16 protein-coding genes are annotated in these 26,507 nt (G+C 44.6%); 9 read left to right on the forward strand and 7 right to left on the reverse strand.

Annotation, left to right across the window (positions count from 1 at the left end):
* Positions 1-15 precede the first annotated feature (15 nt).
* From galK to galE, 3 genes are all read right to left on the reverse strand, one after another.
* Positions 16-1,176: a galactokinase gene (gene galK, locus AACW75_RS25110; protein ID WP_145571294.1), complete on the reverse strand. Its 1,161-nt coding sequence runs from the start codon at positions 1,174-1,176 to the stop codon at positions 16-18.
* Between the two features lie 183 nt (positions 1,177-1,359).
* Positions 1,360-2,415 (reverse strand): UDP-glucose--hexose-1-phosphate uridylyltransferase, encoded by a 1,056-nt coding sequence (locus tag AACW75_RS25115; protein WP_145571291.1) that lies wholly within the window; start codon positions 2,413-2,415, stop codon positions 1,360-1,362.
* A 125-nt stretch (positions 2,416-2,540) separates the two neighbouring features.
* The gene (gene galE, locus AACW75_RS25120) at positions 2,541-3,551 is read right to left on the reverse strand and encodes a UDP-glucose 4-epimerase GalE (RefSeq protein WP_145571323.1); all 1,011 of its coding nucleotides are present in this window, start codon (positions 3,549-3,551) and stop codon (positions 2,541-2,543) included.
* Positions 3,552-3,946: 395 nt separating this feature from the next.
* Here galE and ebgR point away from each other — a divergent pair, with 395 nt between their 5' ends.
* The 7 genes from ebgR to ygjK all read left to right on the forward strand — a co-directional run bounded on the left by ebgR (position 3,947) and on the right by ygjK (position 16,415).
* Entirely contained in the window at positions 3,947-4,930 is a 984-nt protein-coding gene (gene ebgR / locus AACW75_RS25125) for a transcriptional regulator EbgR (RefSeq protein WP_145571272.1), read from the forward strand.
* Between the two features lie 324 nt (positions 4,931-5,254).
* Positions 5,255-8,371, forward strand: a complete 3,117-nt coding sequence (ebgA, locus tag AACW75_RS25130; protein ID WP_145571270.1) for a beta-galactosidase subunit alpha — start codon at positions 5,255-5,257, stop codon at positions 8,369-8,371.
* Between the two features lie 3 nt (positions 8,372-8,374).
* Positions 8,375-8,827, forward strand: coding sequence for a beta-galactosidase subunit beta (locus AACW75_RS25135; protein ID WP_076645923.1), 453 nt, complete (start codon positions 8,375-8,377; stop codon positions 8,825-8,827).
* 206 nt (positions 8,828-9,033) lie between these two features.
* The gene (locus AACW75_RS25140) at positions 9,034-10,458 is read left to right on the forward strand and encodes an amino acid permease (protein ID WP_102551143.1); all 1,425 of its coding nucleotides are present in this window, start codon (positions 9,034-9,036) and stop codon (positions 10,456-10,458) included.
* A gap of 596 nt (positions 10,459-11,054) precedes the next feature.
* Positions 11,055-12,488, forward strand: coding sequence for an amino acid permease (locus tag AACW75_RS25145; protein ID WP_145571269.1), 1,434 nt, complete (start codon positions 11,055-11,057; stop codon positions 12,486-12,488).
* 465 nt (positions 12,489-12,953) lie between these two features.
* A complete protein-coding gene (gene ygjJ / locus AACW75_RS25150) occupies positions 12,954-14,018 on the forward strand; it encodes a protein YgjJ (RefSeq protein WP_017076254.1) in 1,065 nt (354 codons plus the stop codon).
* A 15-nt stretch (positions 14,019-14,033) separates the two neighbouring features.
* Complete coding sequence (gene ygjK, locus AACW75_RS25155; protein WP_145571267.1) at positions 14,034-16,415, forward strand: alpha-glucosidase; 2,382 nt, start codon at positions 14,034-14,036, stop codon at positions 16,413-16,415.
* Between the two features lie 203 nt (positions 16,416-16,618).
* On the opposite strand, the gene AACW75_RS25160 is transcribed toward ygjK, so the two are convergent.
* The 4 genes from AACW75_RS25160 to AACW75_RS25175 form a co-directional block, all read right to left on the reverse strand.
* On the reverse strand, positions 16,619-19,726 hold the full coding sequence (locus AACW75_RS25160; protein ID WP_237297570.1) for a beta-galactosidase: 3,108 nt from the start codon (positions 19,724-19,726) through the stop codon (positions 16,619-16,621).
* A gap of 220 nt (positions 19,727-19,946) precedes the next feature.
* Complete coding sequence (locus tag AACW75_RS25165; RefSeq protein WP_237297571.1) at positions 19,947-21,173, reverse strand: ABC transporter substrate-binding protein; 1,227 nt, start codon at positions 21,171-21,173, stop codon at positions 19,947-19,949.
* Positions 21,174-21,476: 303 nt separating this feature from the next.
* Positions 21,477-22,328: a carbohydrate ABC transporter permease gene (locus AACW75_RS25170; protein WP_017076258.1), complete on the reverse strand. Its 852-nt coding sequence runs from the start codon at positions 22,326-22,328 to the stop codon at positions 21,477-21,479.
* Positions 22,328-23,248, reverse strand: a complete 921-nt coding sequence (locus AACW75_RS25175) for a carbohydrate ABC transporter permease (RefSeq protein WP_017076259.1) — start codon at positions 23,246-23,248, stop codon at positions 22,328-22,330. The genes AACW75_RS25170 and AACW75_RS25175 overlap by 1 nt, the downstream gene beginning before the upstream one ends.
* 296 nt (positions 23,249-23,544) lie before the next feature.
* On the opposite strand from AACW75_RS25175, the gene AACW75_RS25180 reads away from it, so the two are divergent.
* Positions 23,545-24,627, forward strand: a complete 1,083-nt coding sequence (locus tag AACW75_RS25180) for an ABC transporter ATP-binding protein (protein WP_135455962.1) — start codon at positions 23,545-23,547, stop codon at positions 24,625-24,627.
* Positions 24,628-24,908: 281 nt separating this feature from the next.
* Positions 24,909-26,249 (forward strand): MATE family efflux transporter, encoded by a 1,341-nt coding sequence (locus AACW75_RS25185; protein ID WP_135455960.1) that lies wholly within the window; start codon positions 24,909-24,911, stop codon positions 26,247-26,249.
* The last annotated feature ends 258 nt before the right edge of the window (positions 26,250-26,507 follow it).

The following is a 26,507-nucleotide window of genomic DNA, read 5'->3' on the forward strand; positions in this document are numbered from 1 at the left end:
TAAATCTCGAAACAGCTAGATTACTTCAACAAGACCCGCTCCGTCTTTCGCTTGGCACACATAAATCGATTCTTTTAGGCCAGTCGCTGCTTGATACTTCTGTTCAACCGTCGCTTTAATTTCATTAACTAACATAGGTGGAACTAATGCCACAATACAACCGCCAAAACCGCCGCCAGTCATACGTACGCCACCTTGTTCACCGATCACACCTTTCACTAGCTCAACCAGTGTATCGACTTCTTTAACGGTAATTTCGAAATCATCACGCATTGAAGCATGCGATTCAGCCATCAATTCACCCATACGCTTCATATCGTGATTACGCAGAGCCATTGCCGCTTCTTCAGTTCGGTCATTCTCAGTAATTACGTGGCGTGCACGTTTGGCAACCATCTCACCCAGTTCAGACTCTTTCGCCTTGAACTGTTCAAGCGTCACATCACGCAGTGCTGGAACACCAAAAATACGCGCGGCTTCTTCACACTGCTCACGACGCGTATTGTATTCACTGTCGACCAAGCCGCGTTTCTTGTTTGAGTTAATGATAACCACAGCCATATCTTCAGGCATCGAAACCGCGGTCGTTTCTAGACTACGGCAATCTAAAAGCATCGCGTGGTTCGCACGACCTTCTGCTGAAATCATTTGGTCCATGATGCCGCAGTTACAACCTACAAATTCGTTTTCCGCTTGCTGGCCATTTAGTGCAACTTCAGCTTGGCTGATCTCTAGGTTGTAAAGTACCTTGAATGTCTGACCAATCACGACTTCCAATGCCGCAGAAGAACTTAAACCCGCGCCTTGAGGCACATTGCCCGTGACAGAGATGTCTGCACCTTTAAATTCAAAACCACGACCTTTTAAACACTTCACCACACCACGAATGTAGTTCGCCCACATCTTGTCTTGTTGAAATGTGATCTCTTGAGTAAGGTCGAATTCATCAACGGCATTGCCGTAATCCACAGACACAACACGAACGATATTGTCGTCACGCTTTGCTGCTGCCACAACGGTTTGGTAGTTAATGGCGCACGGTAGGACAAAACCATCGTTGTAGTCAGTGTGTTCACCAATCAGATTCACACGACCTGGTGCTTGAACAATATGAGTCGCTTGGTAGCCAAGGACTTGCTCAAAAGATGCTTTCACGTTTTGGATTAGATCAGACATAAGTAAACTCTCTGGTTAAACTCTTTGTTCAATTGGTAATGGCCCCTAAAGGGCACCACTTTAATTCTTATCGATTTCCTATCCCACTCGTAGCTCGCGGTAAGAAATGACGAAATAAACCTTCTGGCTTCTAACGTTTCGTCATTTCAGAATCGAGAGGCGATATACCTGGAATCTCGTTTTTTATTGCTGTTCTTTATAGTGAACATCACTCAAGTCACGAAGACGTTGCGCCGCTTGTTCTGCGGTTAAATCGCGCTGAGATTCAGCCAACATTTCGTAACCCACCATGAACTTGCGAACCGAAGCACTGCGCAACAATGGCGGATAAAACAACGCATGCAGTTGCCAGTGGTCGATGTCAGTGCCTTCCTCAAAGAATGGCGCATAGTGCCAGCCCATTGAGTATGGGAATGAACACTGGAACAAGTTGTCGTAACGGCTAGTCAGCTTCTTGATTACCAGCGCTAAGTCATCACGCTGCTCGTCCGTCAATTCACTCATACGGCGAATATGCGTTTTCGGCAGTAACATGGTTTCGAATGGCCACGCCGCCCAATAAGGCACAACAGCAATCCAATGTTCCGTTTCAACCACAGTGCGTGAGCCGTCTTTCATTTCAGCTTCAACGTAATCGACTAACAGGTTCGAACCTTGCTGAACGAAGTATTCCTTTAGCAGCTTTTCTTTACGTTCAATCTCGTTTGGCAGAAAGCTGTTCGCCCAAATTTGACCGTGTGGGTGAGGCTGAGAACAGCCCATGGTCTCGCCTTTGTTTTCGAAGGCTTGAACCCATAGGTAATCTTTACCTAGCTCTTCAATTTGCTCGTTCCAGGTATCAATCACACCGCGGATTTTATTAACCGGTAACTCTGGCAGCGTTTTGCTGTGATCCGGAGAGAAACAGATCACGCGGCTCAGCCCACGCACACCTTGAGTCTTGAATAGAGGGTTTTCAGACTCTGGAGCGTCAGGTGAATCAGGCATCAACGCCGCGAAATCATTACTGAAAACATAAGTGCCATCGTAATCTGGGTTTTCATCACCCGAGATGCGTGTATTGCTCGGGCACAAGAAGCATTCTTTCTCATATGCTGGAAGCTGTGCAGTCGATGGCTTTTCATCTTGGCCACTCCAAGGGCGCTTTGCACGGTGCGGTGATACTAAAATCCACTGACCTGTTAATGGGTTATAACGACGGTGCGGATGGTCTACTGGGTTAAATTCAACTTTTGACATGCTACTTACTCAACTCTTTAAAATTCTTTTCTTCAGCACTTATCAATGAGAAAAGTGCAGATACTAGCTACTAGCTACTAGCTACTAGCTATCAGATGAAAGCACTGCGGCTTCAATTACACAGACTAATAGCCGTTTGGATTATTCGACTGCCAATTCCACGTATCCGCCGTCATTTCCATCACGCTGCGTGTCGCTTTCCAACCTAACTCGCGTTCCGCTTTTTCAGTGCTTGCCCAACATTCAGCAATATCACCAGCACGGCGTGGACAAACTTCATAAGGAACAGGTTTGCCTGATGCTTGTGCAAAGGCTTCTACCATTTCCAAAACACTTGAACCTTTACCGGTGCCTAGGTTGTAGATATGTAGACCCGCCTTCTCACCAACCGCTTTTAATGCCGCAACATGACCATCGGCTAAATCCATCACATGAATATAGTCACGAACCCCCGTGCCATCGACTGTTGGGTAATCGTTGCCAAATACAGCCAATTTTTCACGGCGCCCTACTGCTACTTGAGCAATGAATGGCATTAAGTTATTCGGAATACCTTGTGGGTCTTCACCCATGCTGCCAGATTGATGTGCGCCTACTGGGTTGAAGTAGCGTAATAACGTCACACTCCAATCATTTTCGGCGTTAAATAAATCGCTTAAGCACTCTTCAACCATGTACTTACTGCGACCATAAGGGTTAGTCGTTGCTCCCGTTGGCGAATTTTCAGTAATTGGCACGACTTCCGGATCACCGTAGACGGTCGCTGATGAGCTAAATACGATGCTTTTCACACCCGCTTTCTTCATGCTGCGAGCAAGAACCAAAGAACCATTTACGTTGTTATCGTAATATTCCAAAGGCTTAGAGACCGATTCGCCAACCGCCTTAAGTCCAGCAAAGTGAATCACCGCTTGGATGTTATTTTCAGAAAAAACAGTATCTAGAAAAGCTTCATCACGAATGTCGCCAAGATAAAAAGTTGGTCGCTGATCAGTCAACGATTCTATTCGCTCAAGAACCAGCTCTTTACTGTTGCAAAGGTTGTCTACAATGATTGGTTCCATACCAGCTTGCATCATTTGAATGCATGTATGACTTCCGATGTAACCCATGCCGCCTGTAACCAGTACTTTCACAATCAACCTCTCTTTGTTGTCATTCGTGGCGTCACTCGAACCGATATTCAATTCAATAGCACCCTATGACAGAAATAGTAGCAGCCATTTTGACTATATTTCTGTGATCAAAACCACGAAGTGTAAACGTTTACACTAACAGTTAGAGTTCATGGCGACTGTGATATAGAAAAACATAATAGTTATTCACATCTAATCCATTGAATTTTAATAAGATAATTATAGATAGTTAATTATGAGATACGGACTAGGCGTTGAGGATTTATTTTACTAAAAGTTAATGCAATGAACTCCAGTTTGATTACAATAGGTCTGTAGAATAAAGAGGTGCATTGCTTTTTTACTAAAGATGGTTTGTTTAAAGCAACGCAATGTTCCAACAACAGGAAGTGAGTATGGCAACGTTAAAAGATATCGCAACTGAAGCGAATGTTTCATTGGCTACAGTTTCACGGGTTCTCAATGAAGATCCTACATTAAGCGTCAAGGAAGAGACCAAAAGGCGTATCTTTGAAATTGCAGAGAAGTTGGAATACAAAACCAGCAGCTCACGAAAAGCCGTTAGCAGTAAAAAACAAAATCATCACTTCCTTGCGCTGTATAACTACAAGCAAGAAGCTGAAGTGAATGACCCTTACTATCTATCGATTCGCCACGGGATTGAAACCCAATGTGACAAGATGGAAGTTAAACTAACCAACTGTTATGAAAGTAAAATACACGTAAATTCAGCGCCTATCACTGGTGTATTGTTGGTGGGAAGAATGACACCGGAGGTTATCGAACAAGCCAAAAAGCTAAGCGATAATATCTGTTATGTCGATTTCACTGATCACTCTGAACCTTATGACTCTGTCGATATCGACCTGGCTTTGATCAGCAAAGAGATCACCAACTTCTTTATCAACCAAGGCTATCAACGCATTGGTTTTATTGGCGGACAAGATAACGTCAACACTCCTGATATTCGCGAAGTAGCCTTTGCTGAATACGGTAGCCTTAAGAACGTTGTCAGCGAGCAAGACATCTATCGTGGAGACTTCTCTAGCTCTTCAGGTTATAAGCTTGCAAAACAGATGCTAGCGACTGGCGACTACCCTAAAGCCATGTTTATTGCGTCAGATTCCATCGCAATTGGTGTTTTACGAGCCGTTCATGAGCACGGATTAAACATTCCTGAAGATATTGCGCTGATTAGTGTAAATGACATCCCAACAGCTAAATTTACCTTCCCATCTTTATCGACTGTTCGTATTCACTCTGAACTAATGGGAATTCAAGGCGTTAACCTGTTGATTGAGAAAGTACGCGACGGCCGTACTATCCCACTACGTGTCTATGTACCAAGCAAATTAAAGCTGCGTGACACAACAAAATAGTTAAATATATCAATTAGATAAACCAAGGCTACCTTTACTTAAGGTGGCCTTTTTTGTACCCATCACATACGCCTATATACACATACCAGCCTCTTTAGGCTGCTTCATAAAACAGCCAATAGCATTCTTTTAAGTGGATCACACAGCACTGTAAAAAGACCATAAAAAACGTGATGGAGTTAAAGTAAAACGTTTTCACCAATTTCATTTAGTAAAAGTTTTACCAATAATCACCTCAGTCCAAAAATACTCGTATTCACTACGACCCAATTACGCATAAGAACGTCGGTCAGCAAATTGCATTTAGGCCGAGAGAGAGGCAACGTGAACAACTGGGAAAACTTCCTGAACTTACATGAGAACCGTATGGCACCGCGTGCATATTTCTTCTCATACGCATCAGAAAAGAATGCAAAAACGTTTCAGCGTGAACTTAGCAGCCACTTCCAACTATTGAGTGGCCAATGGAATTTCAGCTATTTCACCAATCCACTATTGGTTCCTGAAGAGTTCTACTCTCAAGAAATGAAAGACTGGGGCCACATTACGGTTCCAAACATGTGGCAAATGGAAGGCCACGGTGATCTTCAATACACAGATGAAGGTTTCCCGTTCCCAATTGATGTGCCTTTCGTACCATCAGACAATCCAACCGGCGCATACCAACGCTCTTTCTTCCTAGGCGAAAGCTGGGACGATAAGCAAACCATCATCAAATTCGATGGCGTTGAAACTTACTTCGAAGTTTACGTAAACGGTGAGTACGTGGGTTTCAGCAAAGGCAGCCGCCTCACCGCTGAGTTCGATATCTCTAGCCATGTAAAAGCAGGCAACAACCTACTTTCTATTCGCGTGATGCAATGGGCCGATTCAACCTACATTGAAGACCAAGACATGTGGTGGACGGGCGGTATCTTCCGTGATGTTTACCTAGTAGGTAAAGAACAACTGCACGTTCAAGACGTTACCGTTCGTACTGACTTCGACGACGCTTACCAAAGCGCTACCCTGTCGTGCAAAGTGGAACTAGAAAACCTAGCAGCAGCAACAAACGCAACCCTTGAGTACGCATTGCTTGATGGCGGCCAAGTTATCTCGCAAGGCTCTGTAGATAGCTTAGCCGTTCCCAATAGATTGACTGACGGCAATGCGAATACTCAATTCTCTATTGATGTGGTTAACCCTGTTCAATGGAACGCTGAAAACCCTTACCTGTACCAACTGCTACTAACGCTGAAAGACGCTGACGGCAAGGTGCTGGAAGTGATTCCACAACGCGTTGGTTTCCGTGATATTAAAGTTCGCGATGGTCTTTTCTACATCAACAACAAGTACGTGATGCTGCACGGTGTGAACCGTCACGACAACGACCACCTAAAAGGCCGTGCTGTCGGCATGGATCGCGTAGAGAAAGATTTAGTACTGATGAAGCAACACAACATCAACTCAGTACGTACAGCGCACTACCCGAACGACCCACGCTTCTACGAACTGTGTGATATCTACGGCCTATTCGTCATGGGCGAAACCGATGTCGAAACACACGGCTTTGCGAACGTTGGCGACCTAAGCCGCATCACTAACGATGCAGCATGGGAAGCGGTGTTTGTTGAACGTATCGAACGTCATATTCACGCTCAAAAGAACCACCCTTCAATCATCATGTGGTCATTGGGTAACGAGTCTGGCTACGGCTGCAACATCCGATCTATGTACGATGCCGCAAAAGCGATTGATGACACGCGTCTGGTTCACTACGAAGAAGACCGTGATGCTGAAGTGGTAGATATCATTTCAACCATGTACTCACGTGCTCAACTGATGAATGCCTTCGGTGAATTTCCACACGAAAAACCGCGCATCATTTGCGAATACGCACACGCAATGGGTAACGGCCCTGGTGGTTTAACTGAATACCAAAACGTGTTCTACAAACATGACGCAATTCAAGGTCACTATGTTTGGGAATGGTGTGACCACGGCATTTTAGCGCGTGATGAAGCGGGTACTGAGTTCTACAAGTACGGCGGTGACTACGGTGACTACCCGAACAACTACAACTTCTGCATGGATGGTTTGATCTACCCAGACCAAACGCCAGGCCCTGGCTTGAAAGAGTACAAACAAGTCATCGCGCCTGTGAAGATCCGCGACTTCAACGCAGAAGACGGCACCTTTACTGTCGATAATAAACTTTGGTTCTCAAACATCGATGATTACACCATCACTGCGGAAATCCGTGCTGAAGGTGAAACGGTTGCAGTACAACACATCAAAGTAGAAGAGCTGGCTGAAAACTCTAGCCGTGAACTAACGCTTAACTTACCAAAGCTAGATGAGCGTGAAGTGTTTGTGAACTTTACGGTTCGTAAGGACTCTCGTACTTCATACAGCGAAGCAAACCACGATATCGCGGTTTATCAATTCCAAGCGAAAGAGAACACAGCACAGCTAGAAGCATTCACTAGCAGCAATGCAACGACATTGAATGTTGAAGAGTCTCGCCTTTCTTACCTAATCAAAGGCCACAACTTTGCACTGAACTTCTCGAAAGTGAACGGCAAGCTGACGTCATGGTTAGTGAACGGTGAAGAACTGATTAAGTCAGAGCCGAAGCTAAACTTCTTCAAGCCAATGATCGATAACCATAAGCAAGAGCACGATGGTTACTGGGAGCCTGCACACCTACAGATCATGCAAGAGCACTTCCGCACGCTAAACGTGGAAGAGAACAACGGCAAGATTGAGATCACCACCACCAGCATCGTTGCTCCACCAGTATTTGATTTCGGCATGCGTTGTGAATATCGCTACCAAATCAGTGCAGAAGGTCAACTGAACGTTGAGCTAAGCGGTGAACGCTACGGTGATTACCCACATGTGATTCCAGTAATTGGTTTCGATATGGGTATTAACGGTGATTTCGACCAAGTTCAATACTACGGCCGCGGTCCTGAAGAGAACTACCAAGACAGCAAGCAAGCCAACATGATTGATGTTTACCAATCAACGGTGGCTGACATGTTCGAGAACTACCCGTTCCCACAAAACAACGGCAACCGCCAACACGTTCGTTGGGCTGCGCTTTCAAGCCGCGCGGGTAATGGTATTGCAGTAAAACCACAGCAAGAAATCAACTTCAGCGCATGGTTCTACACCAATCAAAATATGCACCAAGCACAACACACGATTGAGCTAGAGAAAAGCGGTTACATCACGCTAAATCTAGACCACCAAGTAATGGGCTTAGGTTCAAACTCTTGGGGCAGCGAAGTGTTGGATTCTTACCGTGTTTACATGGATGAATTCCGCTACGGCCTAACACTCGTTCCATTCCAAGCGGGTGACTGTAATGCGCAGCACCTAATCAATCACAACTTTGGTGATGAGTTCTTCACGGTGAATACGCCAAAAACTCAACCAAAACTGAACGAGGCATAAGCGATGATCGTTTTAGACAACCTAGAGCAGTTTAAAGTCGTTTACCGCGACGGTCGTAAATGGCAACGCTGTGTAGAAGCAATTGAAAACATAGGCAACATCAAAGATGGCGTGATGTATTCGATTGGTGACTCACTGGCTTACATCATTGAAGACGGTGTGGCACGTAACACAGAAAACTTCACTGGTAACCGCCGTTACTTCGACGTGCATTACTACCTAGAAGGTCGTGAAACCGTCGAGTTCGCAGCCAAATCAGAGTTAGAGCAAACCCAAGCTTACAGCGATGAAACCGACCGTGAACACCTAATGGGTAACGGTGAGACTTGTGAGTTAGTTGAAGGCCAAGTAGCGATATTTGATAACAGTAAAGCTTACCGATTCCACGGTGATAACCGAGTTCGCAAAGTAGTACTGAAAGTGACTATCGAAGACGGTTACTTCCTTAATAAGTAAGTAAGTAACCGAAACTAAGTAAGTAAGTAACCGGAACCAAGCTGCTGAAGCTAAACAGCCGAAAGCAGCAACAAGATCTATTCACAGTGTGTACTGAGGCTTGCCGTTCAAGGCTCAGTCACACTGCATAAAGCCTCTCTGCTCCTTCCCTACAAAGTAGCCTAGAGAAATAACGACTATAATTATGTGATTCCTCGGAGGACACTATGTCTGAATCTGTACGCGGTAAGTTAGGTAAATTTGCCTTACTCTCCATGACATTTGCAGCGGTATTTAACGTTCGCAACATCGTAAATAACAACATCGAATTGGGATTGAGTTCAGCCCCTATCTTTTTGCTTGCCACTCTTATTTACTTCATTCCATTCGTATTCATTATTGCTGAATTCGTATCAGCAAATAAAAATTCCGAGTCAGGCATGTACGACTGGCTTAAACAACCACTAGGCTCAAAAGCGGCCTATTTAGGTTCGTTCCTCTACTGGTTCGTTAACCTATTCTGGTTTGTGTCACTGCTACCCAACGTTATCTCTTATGCGTCTTACGCGATGTTAGGGTACGAATACGCTTTCTCTCCAATTGTCACCTCGGCAATCTCAATTGGTCTATTTGCGGCTGCGACACACATATCAACCAAAGGCGCGAGCTGGTTAGGTAAGATTGCAGAAATCGTAGCATACGGTGTATTTGCGCTGTTCGCGGTTTACGTTATCGGCGCCATGATGGCACTAGGCGGTAACCATGAACCTGTAGAGCCAATCACTCTTGAAGCCATGACACCAACCATCAACTGGGCAACGCTAGGTATTATGTGTTGGATCTTCCAAGCTGCTGGTGGTGCAGAAACCGCAGCCGCTTACCTAAACGATGTTAAAGGTGGTCATAAGTCTTTCATCAAGGTGATCATCAGCGCGGGTATCGCTATCGGCATCATGTACGCAGTGGGTTCTCTATTAGTTAACGTATTCGTTGCTCGTGACGAATTAACTTATGCTGGCGGTATGGTTGAAATCTTTACTGGTATGGCGAACTACTTCGATATTTCACAATCTCTAACGGGTCGCTTCGTCGGTATTATCCTATTCGTTGCGATGTTCGGTTCGATGATGATGTGGACTGCAGCTCCCGTTAAAATTCACTTCTCTGAGATCCCTCAAGGTGTTTACGGTGAGAAGACAACCGAGCTTAACGAACACGGTGTGCCTGTGCGTGCAGCATGGTGGCAGTTTGCGTTCGTATTCGTAATGCTAGTGGTTAACGGCTTCGGTTCTGAATCAGTACAAGACATGATGAACACAGCAATCAACCTCACAGCAGGTACAGCAATGCTACCGCCTATCTTCATCATGGTGGCTTACTTTGTGTTCCGCTTGAAGCACGACGATACACCACGTGACTTCCGTATGGGCACCCGCGTTCAAGGTATGACAGTAGTATCCGTGCTTATCGGTATCTTCGTTGTGAGCATGACTGCATCGGCATTCCCAACAGGTGTTGACCTAATGCAAGCTTTCTTCGTCAACGTATTCATGACTGCGATATTCTCAGCTCTCGCTTGGTGGTGGATCTCTCGCTTTGAGAAGAAGCAAGCGGGTAAAGAAGCAAAATTAGAAGCCGCTAAGCAATCATAGGATCAGATCTTCACTAGATGATGAATCTATAAAAACAGCACAAATCAAAAAGCGCCTTTATGGCGCTTTTTTGTTTTAAATCAGTAAATTAAAAACGATCCATAAGAATAAAAAACACCATCTCGTCAAGGTTTAACTTCACTAAAAACATTAATTAGATCGTAATAAAACCCGAATAAAAACAAAGGTAAAAAATTAACTAAATTCATTTACCTCACATCACATATTTGATCAATTTAGATTAACTTCCCACCGCTTAATCTTTAATCTTCTTGTTGAAGAGATAAGTGAACTCATAGAGAAAAAACGACAAAAAGCCCCTACAAGCCTGATACATCGTCGTACATGAGAAAGCTAGCCTCTTCGATGAACATCTTAGTGTTGCAGTTTTTACATCAGTAATAAATTTACTGAAACTAACAAGCTAAAACGTCTAAAGATTTGTTCGTAAATCAATACAAAAATAATAAATGAGCCAAACCTGACTTCATAGAGCGGGTGTTTGCCAAACCAACATAACAATAAAAACACGGCCTAGATCTTCCTCTCTAGGACCTAGGAATAATGATCATCAACGTGATTCACCGGAGAACATCATGTCCGATAATAAACGCAGTACGATAGGCAAATTTGCCCTACTGTCTATGACCTTCGCGGCGGTATACAGCTTCAATAACATCATAAACAACAACATCGAAATCGGCCTGTCCTCAGCTCCGATGTTCTTTTTAGCGACCCTATTTTACTTTGTGCCCTTTTGTTTGATCGTGGCAGAGTTCGTATCACTGAATAAAGACTCTGAGGCGGGTGTTTATTCTTGGGTAAAAAGCTCTCTAGGAGGCCGCTGGGCGTTTATTTCAGCTTACACCTATTGGTTTGTTAACCTATTTTTTTTCACCTCTCTATTACCTAGAATCATTGCTTACGCGTCTTATGCCTTCTTAGGGTTTGAGTACATATTCACACCAATAACCACGGCAATCCTGAGTACCATTTTATTTGCTATCGCTACGCATATATCCAATAACGGAGCGAAACTGCTTGGCCCAATCACCTCGCTAACATCATCGTTAATGTTGTTACTGACGCTCTCTTACATCTTGCTTTCTGGCGGTGCACTAATCGGTGGAATAGAACCTGCTGACCCAATCACCATCGAAGCAATGACACCAAGCTTTAACTGGGCATTCCTTGGTGTAATCACTTGGATCTTCATGGCGGCTGGCGGTGCTGAATCGGTCGCGGTTTACGTCAACGACATCAAAGGTGGCCACAAATCTTTCGTTAAGGTGATCATCATCGCGGGTATCTTTATCGGCGCGCTTTACTCGGTTGGCTCAGTACTGGCAAACGTATTCGTTGCTCGTGAAGAATTGAAGTTTACAGGTGGTTCAGTACAAGTATTTGAAGGCTTAGCAAGACACTTTGGCCTGTCTGAAATCCTAATGAATCGCTTTGTAGGCGTAGTTTCATTCACAGCAATGCTTGGCTCCCTGCTGATGTGGACGGCTACACCCGTTAAGATTTTCTTCTCTGAAATCCCTAAAGGTATCTTCGGCGAGAAAACCGTCGCACTTAACAAGCAAGGTGTACCTGAACGTGCAGCATGGATTCAGTTCTTGATTGTGATTCCACTGATGTTCATTCCGACACTGGCGTCCGATACGGTTCAAGATCTGATGAGTACGATTATCAACATGACAGCAGCAGCATCGATGTTGCCACCGCTATTCATCATGATCGCGTACCTTAATCTACGTTTGAAGCTGGATCACTTACCTCGCGATTTCAGAATGGGTTCACGTATGACAGGCATTACCGTGGTCTCTATTCTGATCGGCATCTTCACTGTTGGTTTCTTTGCCTCTACTTTCCCGACAGGTGCTGACATCATGACCATCATCTTCTACAACGTGGGCGGGATTGTTATCTTCCTTGGTTACGCGTGGTGGAAGTACGGTAAATACGAGAAAAGCTTATCTCCAGAAGAGAAAAAATTAGAAGCAAAACCTCAACCGGCGAACGCTTAGTCTCCTATTAACCTCGATTTAAATCTTAGCTTTGATTTTGTTTGAACTATTACAGGCACTCACCACACGGTGAGTGCTTTTGTATTTGTCGGTACCTTTTTCTAAAAACCTATCTCCGACCAAATACCTCCTACCAAAACACCCCTCTTCCACCAAAACTATCAAGACAGAACATATTCAATTCAACAATCTATCCGCCTAGAAAAGAATTCACACAGGGAATACTTACAACCCTAGCCATACCTCTGCAAATTCAACATAAAGTCAAAATAAAAACAAAGTAAATATTTACTAAAAATAGATCACATTTTTAAGGTAATTTAATTTTAAACATGAAAATAATCATTAATATCGGTTTTGCGATCGTAAGTGACCTGACCAAATACGCCTTGAAGAGCACCCCATATTAGAAGTCAGAACTACTTACGAATCTTCATTTATAACCCCGACACAGAAGTGAATAAAATGAAACGTAGTTTTACTAAAAAAACTCTTATTACAAGCTGTATTCTTGCTGCTCTAACTGCCAATGCGAACGCTGAAGAATCAGCAGCAAACCACAGTGATACTCAACCCCCACAAACTCAGACAGACACCCTATTCAATTTTTATGGTGAGCTTGGCCTTGGTGGTCACGTTGCACTAGAAGGCGATGACAAAGGCCGCTATGCAGACGGCACTTACATTGAAGCGGGCTTAGCGATTGAGCATGGTAATTGGTTTGGTCTTGCTTACATGGAAGGCTGGACAGTACAAGCCGACGACGAAGGTAACGCTTGGGCAACGGGTCACGGTTGGGGCGGCTTTGAAGGCGGCTTTAACCGCTTCTACGCTGGCTACCGCACAGATGCAAAAACAGAATTTATTGTTGGTCGTATGGATTCATCATTGGATGACGTTCAATGGTGGGGTGATGCAACCGTTGAGTATGGCTACGCAATCTCCAACACTCGTGACGTAAACGTGGGTGTGAAAATTCAAAACTTAGAAGGCAAGCTACGCTACAGCGTTTCTTTTGCTCCTGAGTCTGATTTCTCTGAAGACGATGCTCTGCTTCACTTTGGTAAATACGACAGTTTTGCAGACCAATGGAAAGACAAAAACGCCATGGTCAATGGTTACCTCCAATACGACCTGACTGACGACCTAACCCTGATGGGTGGTGGTGAAGTCCGCAACAACGATGGTGGCGAACTGTTGCTATTAGGTGCGGAATACAAAAACGTGGCAGCTCGTGTTTGGCACGATACCGACAAAGGCAACCAAGAATCATTCGGTAGCGAATCAGGCCTTCAAACCAGTGCATGGTATGAAGCAGCGCAAGGTGTTTACCTATCAGCAGCCTACAACTACGCAAACTTTGACGGTGACAACGGCGATAAAGAAATCACGTCTTACGTCAATGCTGGTGTTTGGTACGAATACGGCAACGGCGCGTTTGCGACTGCTTTCGACAGCCGCTTTGGCGTTGGTAGCGACACAGAAACTGGCGACGCACAAGTGTTCGCAATGCAATACTTCTACTGGTAATAACAGGAAATCATCATGAAACTGAATAAATCATTCGCAGCTCTCGCTATTGGCGCAGCCCTTGTTGTTACTGGCTGTACATCAAACTCAAGCTCTGACACAGAACAACTGCAAGTTAACGAATTTAAGAACGTTATTGACCGTACTGGTTCGCCAGAATACATGCGTGACTACGACTTCGATGACCACCAGCGCTTCAACCCATTCTTCGACTTAGGTGCATGGCACGGTCACTTGCTGCCAGACACAGCAGAAGGCATGGGCGGCTTCCCTGGAACGGCACTTCTTACTGAAGAATACATCAACTTTATGGCAGATAACTTTGACCGCCTAAGCGTGTTCAAAGATGGCAAAAAAGTCGTATTCACCATGGAAGCATACAGCTTACCGGGCGCATTGGTTCAGACGCTAAAATCGGACGATGTAACGGTAGAGATGACGATGCGTTTTGCTTCAAACCGTACCTCTCTGCTAGAAACCAAAATCACTACCGACTCGCCTGTCGAATTGGTGTGGGATGGTGAGCTGCTAGAAAAGACCCACGCGAAAGAAGGCGTGGCGCAAACCGACAAAACAATCGCAGAAACTTATCCTGAATACGACCGTCAAATCGTCGCAACCGACGATGGCCTGAAGGTAACCTTTGGTAAGGTGCGTTCAACGTGGGATTTGCTTACATCAGGCGAGTCTGAGTACCAAGTTCATAAGTCGATTCCAACACAAACCACAGTAGATGGTTTAGCATTTACTTCAACGGCAAACATTGAAGCATCAACCACCATTTACACCACTTACTCGCATGTTCTAACGGCCGAAGAAGCACAAGCGGAACAGCCTGAAATCAAAAAGATCATGGCAAACCCTACCGATTTCTTAGCGGCATCAGCAGAGCGTTGGGAAGGCTACCTAGAGATGGGCTTAACCAACCCGAACGCAACGCCAGAACAAGAACGTGTTGCGGTAAAAGCAATGGAAACCCTAAACGGTAACTGGCGTGGCGCAGCCGGCGCGATGGAATTTGATTCCGTCACACCATCAGTAACCGCCCGTTGGTTCTCGGGCAACCAAACTTGGCCGTGGGACACATGGAAGCAAGCTTACGCAATGGCTCACTTCAACCCAGATGTAGCGAAAGACAACATCCGCGCGATGTTCGCATACCAAATCCAAGCTGACGATGCAGTTCGTCCTTGGGATGAAGGTTACGTGCCAGATTTGCTTGCTTACAACCTAAGCCCTGAACGTGGCGGCGATGGTGGCAACTGGAATGAACGTAATACAAAACCAAGCCTAGCGGCATGGGCAGTAATGGAAGTCTACAAGACCACCAGCGATGAAGCTTGGCTCGAAGAGATGTATCCAAAGCTAGTGGCATACCATGATTGGTGGCTACGCAACCGTGACAACAACGGTAACGGTGTTCCAGAGTACGGCGCAGCACGCGACAAAGCACACAACACACCTGAAGGCGAAATGTACTTCACTGTGATTCGTGGTGATAAGCACGAGACAGTCGTAGGCCAAGCAGCACTCGATAAAGTCGTGGCTGAAGGTAACTACGATTACATCGAAAGCCCAGCTCAAACAGCCGCGTCTTGGGAGTCAGGTCGTGACGATGCAGCCGCATTTGGTTTCATCGATAAAGATCAGCTAGACGCGTATGTGGCGAATGGCGGCAAGCGCAGCGATTGGGATGTTGAGTTCGCTCAAAACCGCGCTGAAGATGGCACGCTATTGGGCTACTCACTACTGCAAGAGTCTGTCGACCAAGCAAGCTACATGTACAGCGATAACAAGTACCTAGCAGAAATGGCTGACATTCTTGGTAAAGACGCTGAAGCGAAAGAGTTCCGTGAAAAGGCTGAACACCTATCGAACTACATCAACACCTGTATGTTCGACGAAGGCACTAACTTCTTCTACGACATTCGTATTGAAGACAAACCACTCGCGAATGGCTGTGCGGGTAAACCGATCGTAGAACGTGGCAAAGGCCCTGAAGGTTGGTCACCATTGTTCAATGCTGCTGCCACTCAAGCTAACGCTGATGCAGTTGTCTCAGTGATGAAAGATACTGAAGAGTTCAACACCTACGTTCCATTAGGCACAGCAGCGCTTTCTAGCCCTGCATTTGGCCCAGATATTTACTGGCGTGGACGTGTATGGGTCGACCAATTCTACTTCGGCCTAAAAGGTATGGATAGCTACGGCTACCGTGATGATGCAATTGAAATGGCAGGCGCATTCTTCGATCACGCTGATGGTTTGGTACAAGACGGTCCGATCCGTGAAAACTACAACCCACTAACCGGTGAACAACAAGGCGCGCCAAACTTCTCTTGGAGTGCAGCTCACCTGTACATGCTTTACAACGATTTCTTTACTGACGCAGAATAAATCGAACCTTTTTACCTGTCCTCTGAGATTCATTGATACAACGGATTAACAAGATACAACGGATTAATAAATTTCAGACTTTGGCACTCAGTATCTCGCTGAGTGCCTTTTTTACACCTGAAGCCAAACAAGCGAACAAACAAACATTTAGACTATTTGGCCTACTATGATCCTTTTACTCTATTCGCTGCACTTTAACCGTTCTAACCACAATAAAAACGCACCTGATAATGGTAATGCTCTTTCAATAATTTGTATTCATCATGGACACTTGGCGTCCATGAGTCATCACCGCCAACCCCCATATGGAAACCATCCACATAGACAAACAGCTGTTCTTGTTCGGTTAAGTCACAAGTGTGTTTTGCCTTCTGTAACTGCTGTAACCCAAAACGACTGACTGAGAAATGGAAGTCTCCTTGCAGCTCAAAGTGACCAATTTTTGCTTCACGAACATCACAACGCAAGCCGCAATCAGAAGGGAAAATATACGGGGTATGCATTTGTTCAATGCTCTGCTGATATCGCCCCATCTGCGCGGACATCTTTCGATCTGGGTAGTTTTCGTGAGGTCCGCGACCAAACCACTCCACACTATTTGGAACATTATTTAACGCGAAAGTTAAACCAACACGTGGCAGAGAAGGCAAACCTTTCGCCGCTTGAACATGCACTTCAATGTTCACTTCACCATCAGCAAACAGTTGATATTGCCACGTAGAGAGCAAACGTACTTGCCCCTCAACTAAGTGGGCAATTCTTGCAGTCACTGACACCGAGTTTTGCTGAGTAGAACATGAAAAATCGATGCACTCAGGAGTTAGCCTGTCTAAGCCCATCGCCTGCCAGCGTGCTATCCATGAGTTAGGGTCGACACGGTTTGCTTCACTGACACCGATATCGTTGTCTAGTGGCGATCGATAAAAGTTATCTCTAATGCCACTTGCAAGTTGTTCTGCGCCCTTCACTTGCCAGCGTTCTAAAGCCCCCGTTAACACCGAGAACTCAACTTGATAATCGTCACCGATAACCGTTAGCTGTGTTTCAGTTTCAATCACTTGCGGTGGGTATTGTGAAAGGTTGGCGTCCAACATTAATTGCGGCGGTGTTGGCAGAGTGAATTGCTCAATCGCCGTCACATGACCTTTATTTGCCCACGCGGTATCGGCATTTAGTTCTACTTCCAAATTGATATGATTAAGCGCATTAGCAACTTCAGAAATTCTCACACCATCAAGCTCTATCTGCACACTCGATTCCGGCTCAACAAGCAACTCAATACTGCCATTGCATTGAACAATTCCATCTCGAGTGATATTCCAATTCAACGTTTCAACACTGCTCGCCTTGAACAAATACTCACTACGAATGTCGATAATCAAAGGGGATACTGAGACTAATTTGAATTGATAAAACTGCTGCGCTTTTTTCACTTCATGCAACGTAGGATGAATCGCTCTATCCGGAAAAACCAATCCATTAATACAAAATTGGCGATCATTAATCTCATCTCCGAAATCACCACCGTAGCCCCAATATTTCTGCCCATTCGCATCGGTTTTGGTTATCCCTTGATCGACCCAATCCCAGATAAATCCGCCCTGTAATCTTGGGTTGTCTCTAAACGCTTGCCAATATTTATCAAAGCTACCCAGACTGTTACCCATCGCATGGGCGTACTCACAGGGAATAAGAGGACGTTGCTCGTTTGGCAGAGCAATGGCTTTGCGAATACCGACGCGAGGTGTCACTTCAGGTTGACTAGCGATAACAGGTAAATCCCAATCAACACGTGCGTACATTGGGCATAATATGTCGGTCGCCGCGGTATCTGCTCCGCCTCCTTCGTATTGAACGGGACGTGTTGGATCGGCTTGTTTCACCCATTGGTACATCGCATGGTGATTGCGCCCAATACCTGATTCATTGCCCAACGACCAAATGATCACACTGGCGTGGTTTTTATCTCGCTCGACCAGCCTTGTCATACGGCGCATGTAAGCATTTAACCATGACGCATCATTTGATAAGCGGCACATCGGAAACTGGCCATGAGTTTCTACATTCGCTTCGTCAACCAGATACAGGCCAAATTCATCACACAATTCATACCACAATGGATGATTGGGGTAATGAGCGGTTCGTACTGCGTTGAAGTTATTCTGTTTCAGTAATTTGATGTCTTGAATCATGCCTTCACGAGTCATGGTATGACCCAGTTCAGGGTGATGTTCATGGCGATTAACACCACGAATCAGCAGGGGCTTACCGTTAACTTTGAGCAAACCATCCGTTATTTCGACACGACGAAATCCAACATCGTAGGCCTCACAATCGATAAGCTCATCATGTTCATTAAGCAATGACACCACACAACGATACAAATATGGCGATTCGGCACTCCACCTATTCGGATTTAAGACTGAAATCTTGTGCTCGGCAACGTCCGACCAAGGCCCTTTCTCATCGACATACCTTTCACCAAAACCAACAGTTTGAGGTTCACCAATCAAATGCCCTTGAACATCAAATAGTTCAGCCCTTAACTTATAGAAACTTTCTGCACCATTGCTCTGTTTGGTTATTTGAGTAGAAATATTTAAAACAGCGTCGCGATAACATGCGTCCAATTGAGTCACGATACAAACATCCTCAATCGCGATCTTGGGTTTTCTCAACAAGGTCACATCACGGAAAATGCCGCTCAGCCACCACATGTCTTGGTCTTCTAGGTAAGAACCGTCCGACCAACGCAGTACCATCACCGCAAGTGAATTTTCTCCAACGTGTAAGAATGGAGACAAGTCGAACTCGGCAGGAAGGCGACTGTCTTGCGAGTACCCAACCCAACGGCCGTTACACCACAAATGAAATGCAGAATTCACGCCGTCAAAGGTCAGCCTATGAGTGTCTAATAGCTCTTGCTCCGAGCAATCAAAACGCGTTCGATAAAGCCCTGTCGGGTTATCATTTGGGACAAACGGTGGGTTATCGACGAAGGGGTATTTCACATTGGTATAGATCGGTTTATCAAAGCCCTGCATTTGCCAGTTATTTGGCACCACTATCGACTCCCATAACGAGTCATCAAAATGCTCAGACACTGACTCTTCGACAAGCAACTCTGGCGCATCAAACAGTTGAAACTTCCAAATACCATTGAGAGACAAGGTGCGTGACGAGCTTTTTGTCAGCGCTTCAACCAGCGAAGTGTAAGCACTCAAAGGGGCATGAGCCTCGACAACGTTATGATGAGTAATGTGTTGATTTTCCCATTCACGAGCAGAGATGATTTGAGAGAAAGTTCTCATGAAGCGTTCCTTACGATAAACCGAATATAGTGAATCATTGCAAGTAGTACTGGCCGCGTGGTACTCATAAAATGGCACTTAACACGTGAGAATGGTACTTAACACGTGAGAATGGACACCTAAAGCGCTCAAAAACGACGAACACTAATCAAATAACACTGGCAATGACAAACTGAAAAGGAAGAGAGCCGCAGCAAGAGTCGCTGCGGCTGATGAAGTATTATTTAAAGGTGCGCTTGCTTACCTTATCGAGTTTCTTCAAGATTTTTTCGATACGATCAGGGTGAACCATAAACTCTTGGAAACCCTTCATGCCTTCTTTAGCCATCGCAGGATCAGTGTCTCTATCATAGAACTGAGCAGTACCCTCGGTAGAACCGAGCATCGCAACGCCTTTGTCCAAGAACGGATCAGATTTCGCTTTTGCTTTGTTGTTAGTTGGGATTTGCAACAACATCTCATTGATTAGCTGCTGATTTTCTGCTTGTGCAACAAACTCTAAGAACTTACGAGCGTCTTCTTTGTTCTTCGCTTTTGAAGGAATATGTAGCGTATCCATTGGCGCATCTTCAGACATAGGTACGCTTGAGTCGATCACAGGGAATTGGAAGAAATCCATTTTTCCATCCAACTCTTCAGGGAAGTTTGGCGTGATAAAGTTACCCATTAGGTACATCGCCGCCTTGCCGTTATACAAAAACGGTTGAGCTTCCTGCCAAGAATAAGAGGCGTGGTTTTCTAGGTAGTAACCCGGTTCAACAAGTTCAGCCCAATTAGCAAAGGTTTTCTTAACACGTTCATCAGAATAAGACACCTTGCCTTCCATCAACTGAATATGGAAATCTAGACCATTGGTACGCATGTTGATGTAATCAAACCAACCCGCCGCCGTCCAAAGATACTTGGTACCAATAGCAAACGGTGCCACGCCATTCTCTTTGAGCGTTGCTGATGCGGATTTCAAGTCATCCCACGTTTTCGGTTCGCCGATTCCATATTGTTCAAATATATCTTTACGGTAGTAGATACCCCATTGGTAATACGTGTATGGCACACCATATTGCTTGCCTTTCACCGTCATAGCTGGCGCCGCGGCTGCGAAATCTTGCTGCATGTTGTTGTCAGTCCAGATATCACTCACATCTTCGAATAAGCCACGATCAACGAAGGCTTTCATTCGGTTACCCGCATACCAAAAAACCACATCCGGCGGCGAAGTCACCAACCAATTACGAATCGTTGTTTTGTACGACTCGTGATCGTACAAATTGTACTTAACCGTAATATCAGGATTTTCTTTTTCAAAGCGGTTAATGATCTCACCCCAAGCTTCTTTTGGTGCAGGATCAGAAGCATCTGAGTTTATGACCAAAGTGCCTGCAAACGAGGTTGCAGATACGGAGGCAGCAAGCACTGCTGTAGCAGCGATATGTTTCACGTATTTCATATTGAGGTCCTTGTTATAGAGCTAACGCTCACTAAGTCCAATTATTATTGTTTTGTCTCGTAGGGTGATGCGTGTTTGATTACTCTTTCATTATCAATCCGATCAGGATTTACTTAGCCAAGATGGTTGACTTCAAACCACCTTGGCATTGTTCGTATTCTCTTTTGTTAAGTTGCTTATCTCGTTACATACTTGGACTGTAAATGACGGAATCTGTAAATAGCTGAATCTGTAAATAGCTGAGTCTGTAAATAACTAAACCTGAAAATAGCTAAGCCTGTAAATAACATGGCCGTTAACCTGTTAGCCCTTTGTTGCACCTAAAGTCAGGCCAGCAATAAAGTGTTTCTGCATAGTGAAGAACAGAACCACAGGTGGAATAGCAGCCACTACCGCTCCGGCAGACATAAACTGCCAAGACGCCAACCATTGGCCTTGCAATGAGCTCAAGCCAGCGGTCACAGGGCGAACATCATCACTTTGAACCAATACCAAAGCCCAAAAATAGTCATTCCAAATGAAGGTAAACACCAGTACCGCTAATGCCGCGAGCGCTGGACGAACGAGAGGTAATACGACATGCCAGAAAATCTTCCATTCACTGACTCCCTCCACTCTTGCCGCTTCAATTAACGCATCGGGAATGCCAACAATAAAGTTACGCATAAACAAGGTACAAAATCCGGCTTGGAAAGCGATATGGAAGAAAATCAACGCCCAATGGGTATCGTACAAACCCAACCCAATGGTTAAGTCACGTACAGGAATCATCAAAATTTGAAACGGAACAAAGTTGCCCGCAATAAACATCGCAAAGATCCAAACATTGGCCTTGAAGTTGTATTTCGCCAAGGCGTATCCAGCCAATGTCGAGAGAGCAACAGCCCCTGCTACCGCTGGCAATGTAATGATCAAGCTATTGATTAAGTACTGCCCCATTGATGTCGAGGTAAAAACTTGGGTGTAATTCTCAATGAACTGAATCTCACTCGGCCAACCCCAGTAGTTACCCTTGTTGATGTCGTCCATCGAACGAATCGATGTCATCATCACTGCGATAAGTGGCAGTAACCACATCACGATCGAGATAGGTAACGCGACTCGGTAACTGATGTTAGTAAAGCGACCAGCTTTTTGAATTGGTTGCGGAAACATTATTTTTCACTCCTTAACATGCGCCACAAGAAGTAAGCGATATAGATATCCATAATCAGAAACAGCACCACAGAAACCGCCGCACCATAACCCATTCGATAGTTAAAAATAGACTCTTCATACATTTGATACGCCAGTACCGTTGAGCTTCCCCAAGGGCCACCCGCAGTCATAGTCGCAACTAAATCGAATGAACGTAAGGCACCAATCACAGTCACGACCACAGCAATAAAAGTCGCAGGTCTTAGTTGAGGAAGAACTACATACCAGAGCATGCGCCACTTCTTTGCCCCATCAAGGCGTGCCGCTTCTAACTGTTCTGGGTCTAGGTTATTCAAACCCGTGAGATACAAGATCATGCAGTAAGAGATTTGTGGCCATAAGCCTGCAGCAATAATTCCATAGGTGACATAATCTTCATCGGCGAGAATCGAAATTGGCTCAAAGCCAAAGGCACCTAATGCGATATTAAAAAGACCAAATGACGGGTCATAGAACCAAGCAAATACGAGGCCGACCACCACTTGGGAAATAACAAAGGGAAAGAAAAATAGAGATTTAACGACTCGAATGCCTTTCACTTGTTGGTTTAGAAAAAGGGCAATCGCTAAGCCACAAGGTGGCGCGAGCATAAAAAAGATCAACCAAAGAAAGTTATTCGTCAAAGAGGTATAGAAGGCCTCTGAATCAAACAGTTCACGATAATTGCCCAACCCTACCCACTCTTTTTCCCCTAACCCATCCCATTCAAAGAAGCTCAGCCAAATGCTGTCCAAGATCGGATAAATAACGTAAAGAGAGAAGATGACAATAGCCGGAGCTAAGAACAGCCAAGGAGACACCTTGGAACTGATGCGTCTTTTCTTCTTCGCTGACGGAGTGCGATTTTCTGGGTATATCGTTTTCACAGATTGCTCCATTTCCCGAAATTCCTTGTCTTTAAAGCTTCATTTACTATTCGATTAATTTCCATCTAGATTTATAAATTTAATCTAGCAACTCAGCATTTATAGTGATTACGTTTAAATATTAGGCTTATTGATAATATTACGCACAGTTATGTTTTAATTTTGTAAACGTTTCCACAAAAATCAATATGATTTGTAAAATTTGTATGACGGGGATCAATTATTCATGCGAGGCATCTAACAAAATTCTGATGGAAGCGTATGTTTTAAAGGCAAAGTGATGTAGCCCAATGAGGCAAGGAGAGAGCATGGCTGATATCAGCTTAAAACAGGTCATCAAACGATATGGTGATATCCAAACGATCCATGGTGTTGATCTAGAAATAAATAACGGCGAATTCGTAGTATTCGTTGGGCCTTCTGGTTGTGGTAAATCAACCCTCTTACGCTTAGTTGCTGGCTTGGAAGAAATCACTGAAGGTGAGATACACATTGGCAATGATCTTGTTAACGATGTCGACCCTGCCGAGCGTGGTGTCGCGATGGTATTCCAATCTTACGCACTTTATCCGCACATGACCGTTGAGGAAAATATGGGCTTTGGCCTGAAAATGAACGGATTTGCTAAGGAAATAGTTGAGAAACAGGTCACTAGCGCCGCTAAAACACTTCAACTAGAGCCTTTATTGAAACGTAAGCCTAAAGAGTTGTCAGGTGGGCAGCGTCAACGTGTTGCAATTGGTCGAGCAATTGTTCGCAAACCAAGAGTGTTCTTATTCGATGAGCCCCTATCAAATTTAGATGCTGAACTTCGCGTCGATATGCGCCTACAAATAGCCAAATTGCACCAAGATCTTCAAAACACCATGATCTATGTAACGCACGATCAGGTCGAAGCCATGACGCTTGCCGACAAGATCGTTGTGCTTAGAGATGGTCGTATTGAACAAGTAGGTTCGCCATTAGAGCTGTATCACTCTCCTCAAAATGAATTTGTAGCCGGCTTTATCGGTTCTCCGAAAATGAACTTCCTACCTTGTTTGGTTAATAGCACCTCAGACACTCACGCCCAACTGACGGTTAATGGCCTTAGTAAAATTACTCTACCATTACCAAATGATGGCCTTGCCGAAGGACAAAAGCTTACGCTTGGTATTCGACCTGAGCATTTAAATATTGATGGCACTTCTGATATCACGATTGAGTTCCAGAGTGAGGTAGTAGAACGACTGGGCAACAGTACTTATATGTTTGGTCAATCTTGTGGCGTAGACAGCTTTAAAGTTCATCTGCCCGGAGATCAAGAGGTCACGCGTTATCAGTCTCTGAATCTAAATTTCTCATCAAAAGATTGTCATCTGTTTGATGCGGAAGGTCAGAGAATCAATTAAGCATTTAAAAACGGTAAAGCTTGCTTGATGTCGCTCGCTTTACCGCTTCATTTCAAACTCATTTTTCATGCCACTTCCAGTAGCCAAAAACTTCCATTTTGATCCTCTTCACCTTATGAAACCTCTCTCAAAAATTTCATAACTCACACCTAAATGTTGTGTTCTTAGGCTTATTTTCATTTTCTTTATCCTTAACCGCTATCCGGACATTAATTTGATAGTCGTTTACTAAATAATCGCTAAACTATAGTGTCGCCTACCCCTTTTTTTGAGAAACCTAAATGCCTAATGCTGATTCCACCCTAAACAAACGTATGGGAATCGTTGCGCTCACCTGGCCAATTTTTATCGAAGTTCTATTAAGAACAGCACTCAACACCAGTGATGTATTCATGTTATCGGGATACTCAGACAAAGCCGTGTCTGCCGTTGGTGTTATCTCTCAAATATCCTTTTTCCTGATCATCGTCTCGACTATGGTCAGCAGCGGCACGGGCATACTAATTGCGCAATACAATGGTGCATCTCGTGATGAGGAAAGCTCCCATGTAGGTGTGGCGAGTATTGTATTAGCCATTATTACTGGCCTACTATTGAGTATTATCGCTGTTCTTGGCGCAGAATATTTTATTCCTCTTTATCAACTTGAACCTCAAGTTGAACAATACGCTCAAGAGTATCTGTTCATCAGTGGCGCCCTCACCTTCAACGTAACGATTGGTGTGGTGTTAACTACAATTTTACGTAGCCATGGTTACTCTAAGTCACCAATGGTCATCAACCTAATAGCCGGCGTTATCAATGTATTCGGTAACTACTGCGCACTGTACCAACCTTTTGGTTTACCAGTATACGGTGTACAAGGCGTGGCAACGGCGACAGTCATTAGTCAGACCATTGGCCTATTAATTTTAATCGGTGTAGTAAGAAGCAAAGGAATTGATTTACCTCTCAAGCAGTTCAAATCCGTGCCTAAAGCTATCTATCAAAAAATCATGAAGATAGGCTCGATGAACGCCGGAGAAGTACTCTCTTACAACATGGCGCAAATCACGATTACCTTCTTTATTGTGCAAATGGGAACCTCATCACTAGCTGCATTTACTTATGCACAAAACATTGCTCGCCTCTCTTTTGCGTTTGCTTTAGCCATCGGCCAAGGGAGCCAAATTCAAACAGGCTACTACATTGGCAAGGGCTGGGTAGATGAAATAACGAGCCGTGTACAACGTTACTTTGTGGTTGGTTTTATCGCCTCGACCAGCATTACTTGTATGGTCTATATCTTCCGCTTTGAAATTTTAGATCTGTTCACTCAAGATCCAGAGATCATTGCCCTTGCCGCATTGCTCATTGCAGGTTCAATCTTGTTAGAAGCTGGCCGTGTATTTAATCTGATTTTCATCTCGTGCTTAAAAGCGACAGGCGACATTAAGTTTCCAGTCAAGATGGGCATACTCAGCATGTGGGGTATTGGCGTTGCAATGAGCTACTTGCTTGGCGTACATTGGGGCTACGGTGTATTTGGTGCCTGGATGGCAATTGCGATGGATGAATGGTTCCGCGGGTTGATCATGGTTCGTCGTTGGCGAGCGAAAAAGTGGACTCGATTCTCTTTGTAAGTGGTAAGTAGCCAAGCAATAACTATTTATAAAAACAATATTTTAGGCATCTCACTCATTACGATTGAGATGCCTTTTAGTTATTGGCCTACGATGATCCTTTCCCTGTTTTCGCTGTACTGCCTTTATCAACCGCCGAACAATACGCCCAGCCTCTAGTCATCCCACTCTCTTCTTAACCCTTTATCTAATATAAAAACATCTACTTGAAATCCGCATTATCAACATTTCCTATATAAAGATTCTGCAATCGTAGGG

It is taken from the genome of Vibrio sp. L3-7, assembly GCF_963898195.1.
GTDB lineage: Bacteria > Pseudomonadota > Gammaproteobacteria > Enterobacterales > Vibrionaceae > Vibrio > Vibrio echinoideorum.

Bases quoted from the DNA above. Each gene is read 5' to 3' on its own strand.
- galK (WP_145571294.1), bottom strand. From the start codon at position 1,176: ATGTCTGATCTAATCCAAAACGTGAAAGCATCTTTTGAGCAAGTCCTT.
- AACW75_RS25115 (WP_145571291.1), bottom strand. From the start codon at position 2,415: ATGTCAAAAGTTGAATTTAACCCAGTAGACCATCCGCACCGTCGTTAT.
- ebgR (WP_145571272.1), top strand. From the start codon at position 3,947: ATGGCAACGTTAAAAGATATCGCAACTGAAGCGAATGTTTCATTGGCT.
- AACW75_RS25135 (WP_076645923.1), top strand. From the start codon at position 8,375: ATGATCGTTTTAGACAACCTAGAGCAGTTTAAAGTCGTTTACCGCGAC.
- AACW75_RS25140 (WP_102551143.1), top strand. From the start codon at position 9,034: ATGTCTGAATCTGTACGCGGTAAGTTAGGTAAATTTGCCTTACTCTCC.
- AACW75_RS25145 (WP_145571269.1), top strand. From the start codon at position 11,055: ATGTCCGATAATAAACGCAGTACGATAGGCAAATTTGCCCTACTGTCT.
- ygjJ (WP_017076254.1), top strand. From the start codon at position 12,954: ATGAAACGTAGTTTTACTAAAAAAACTCTTATTACAAGCTGTATTCTT.
- ygjK (WP_145571267.1), top strand. From the start codon at position 14,034: ATGAAACTGAATAAATCATTCGCAGCTCTCGCTATTGGCGCAGCCCTT.
- AACW75_RS25160 (WP_237297570.1), bottom strand. From the start codon at position 19,726: ATGAGAACTTTCTCTCAAATCATCTCTGCTCGTGAATGGGAAAATCAA.
- AACW75_RS25165 (WP_237297571.1), bottom strand. From the start codon at position 21,173: ATGAAATACGTGAAACATATCGCTGCTACAGCAGTGCTTGCTGCCTCC.
- AACW75_RS25170 (WP_017076258.1), bottom strand. From the start codon at position 22,328: ATGTTTCCGCAACCAATTCAAAAAGCTGGTCGCTTTACTAACATCAGT.
- AACW75_RS25175 (WP_017076259.1), bottom strand. From the start codon at position 23,248: ATGGAGCAATCTGTGAAAACGATATACCCAGAAAATCGCACTCCGTCA.
- AACW75_RS25180 (WP_135455962.1), top strand. From the start codon at position 23,545: ATGGCTGATATCAGCTTAAAACAGGTCATCAAACGATATGGTGATATC.
- AACW75_RS25185 (WP_135455960.1), top strand. From the start codon at position 24,909: ATGCCTAATGCTGATTCCACCCTAAACAAACGTATGGGAATCGTTGCG.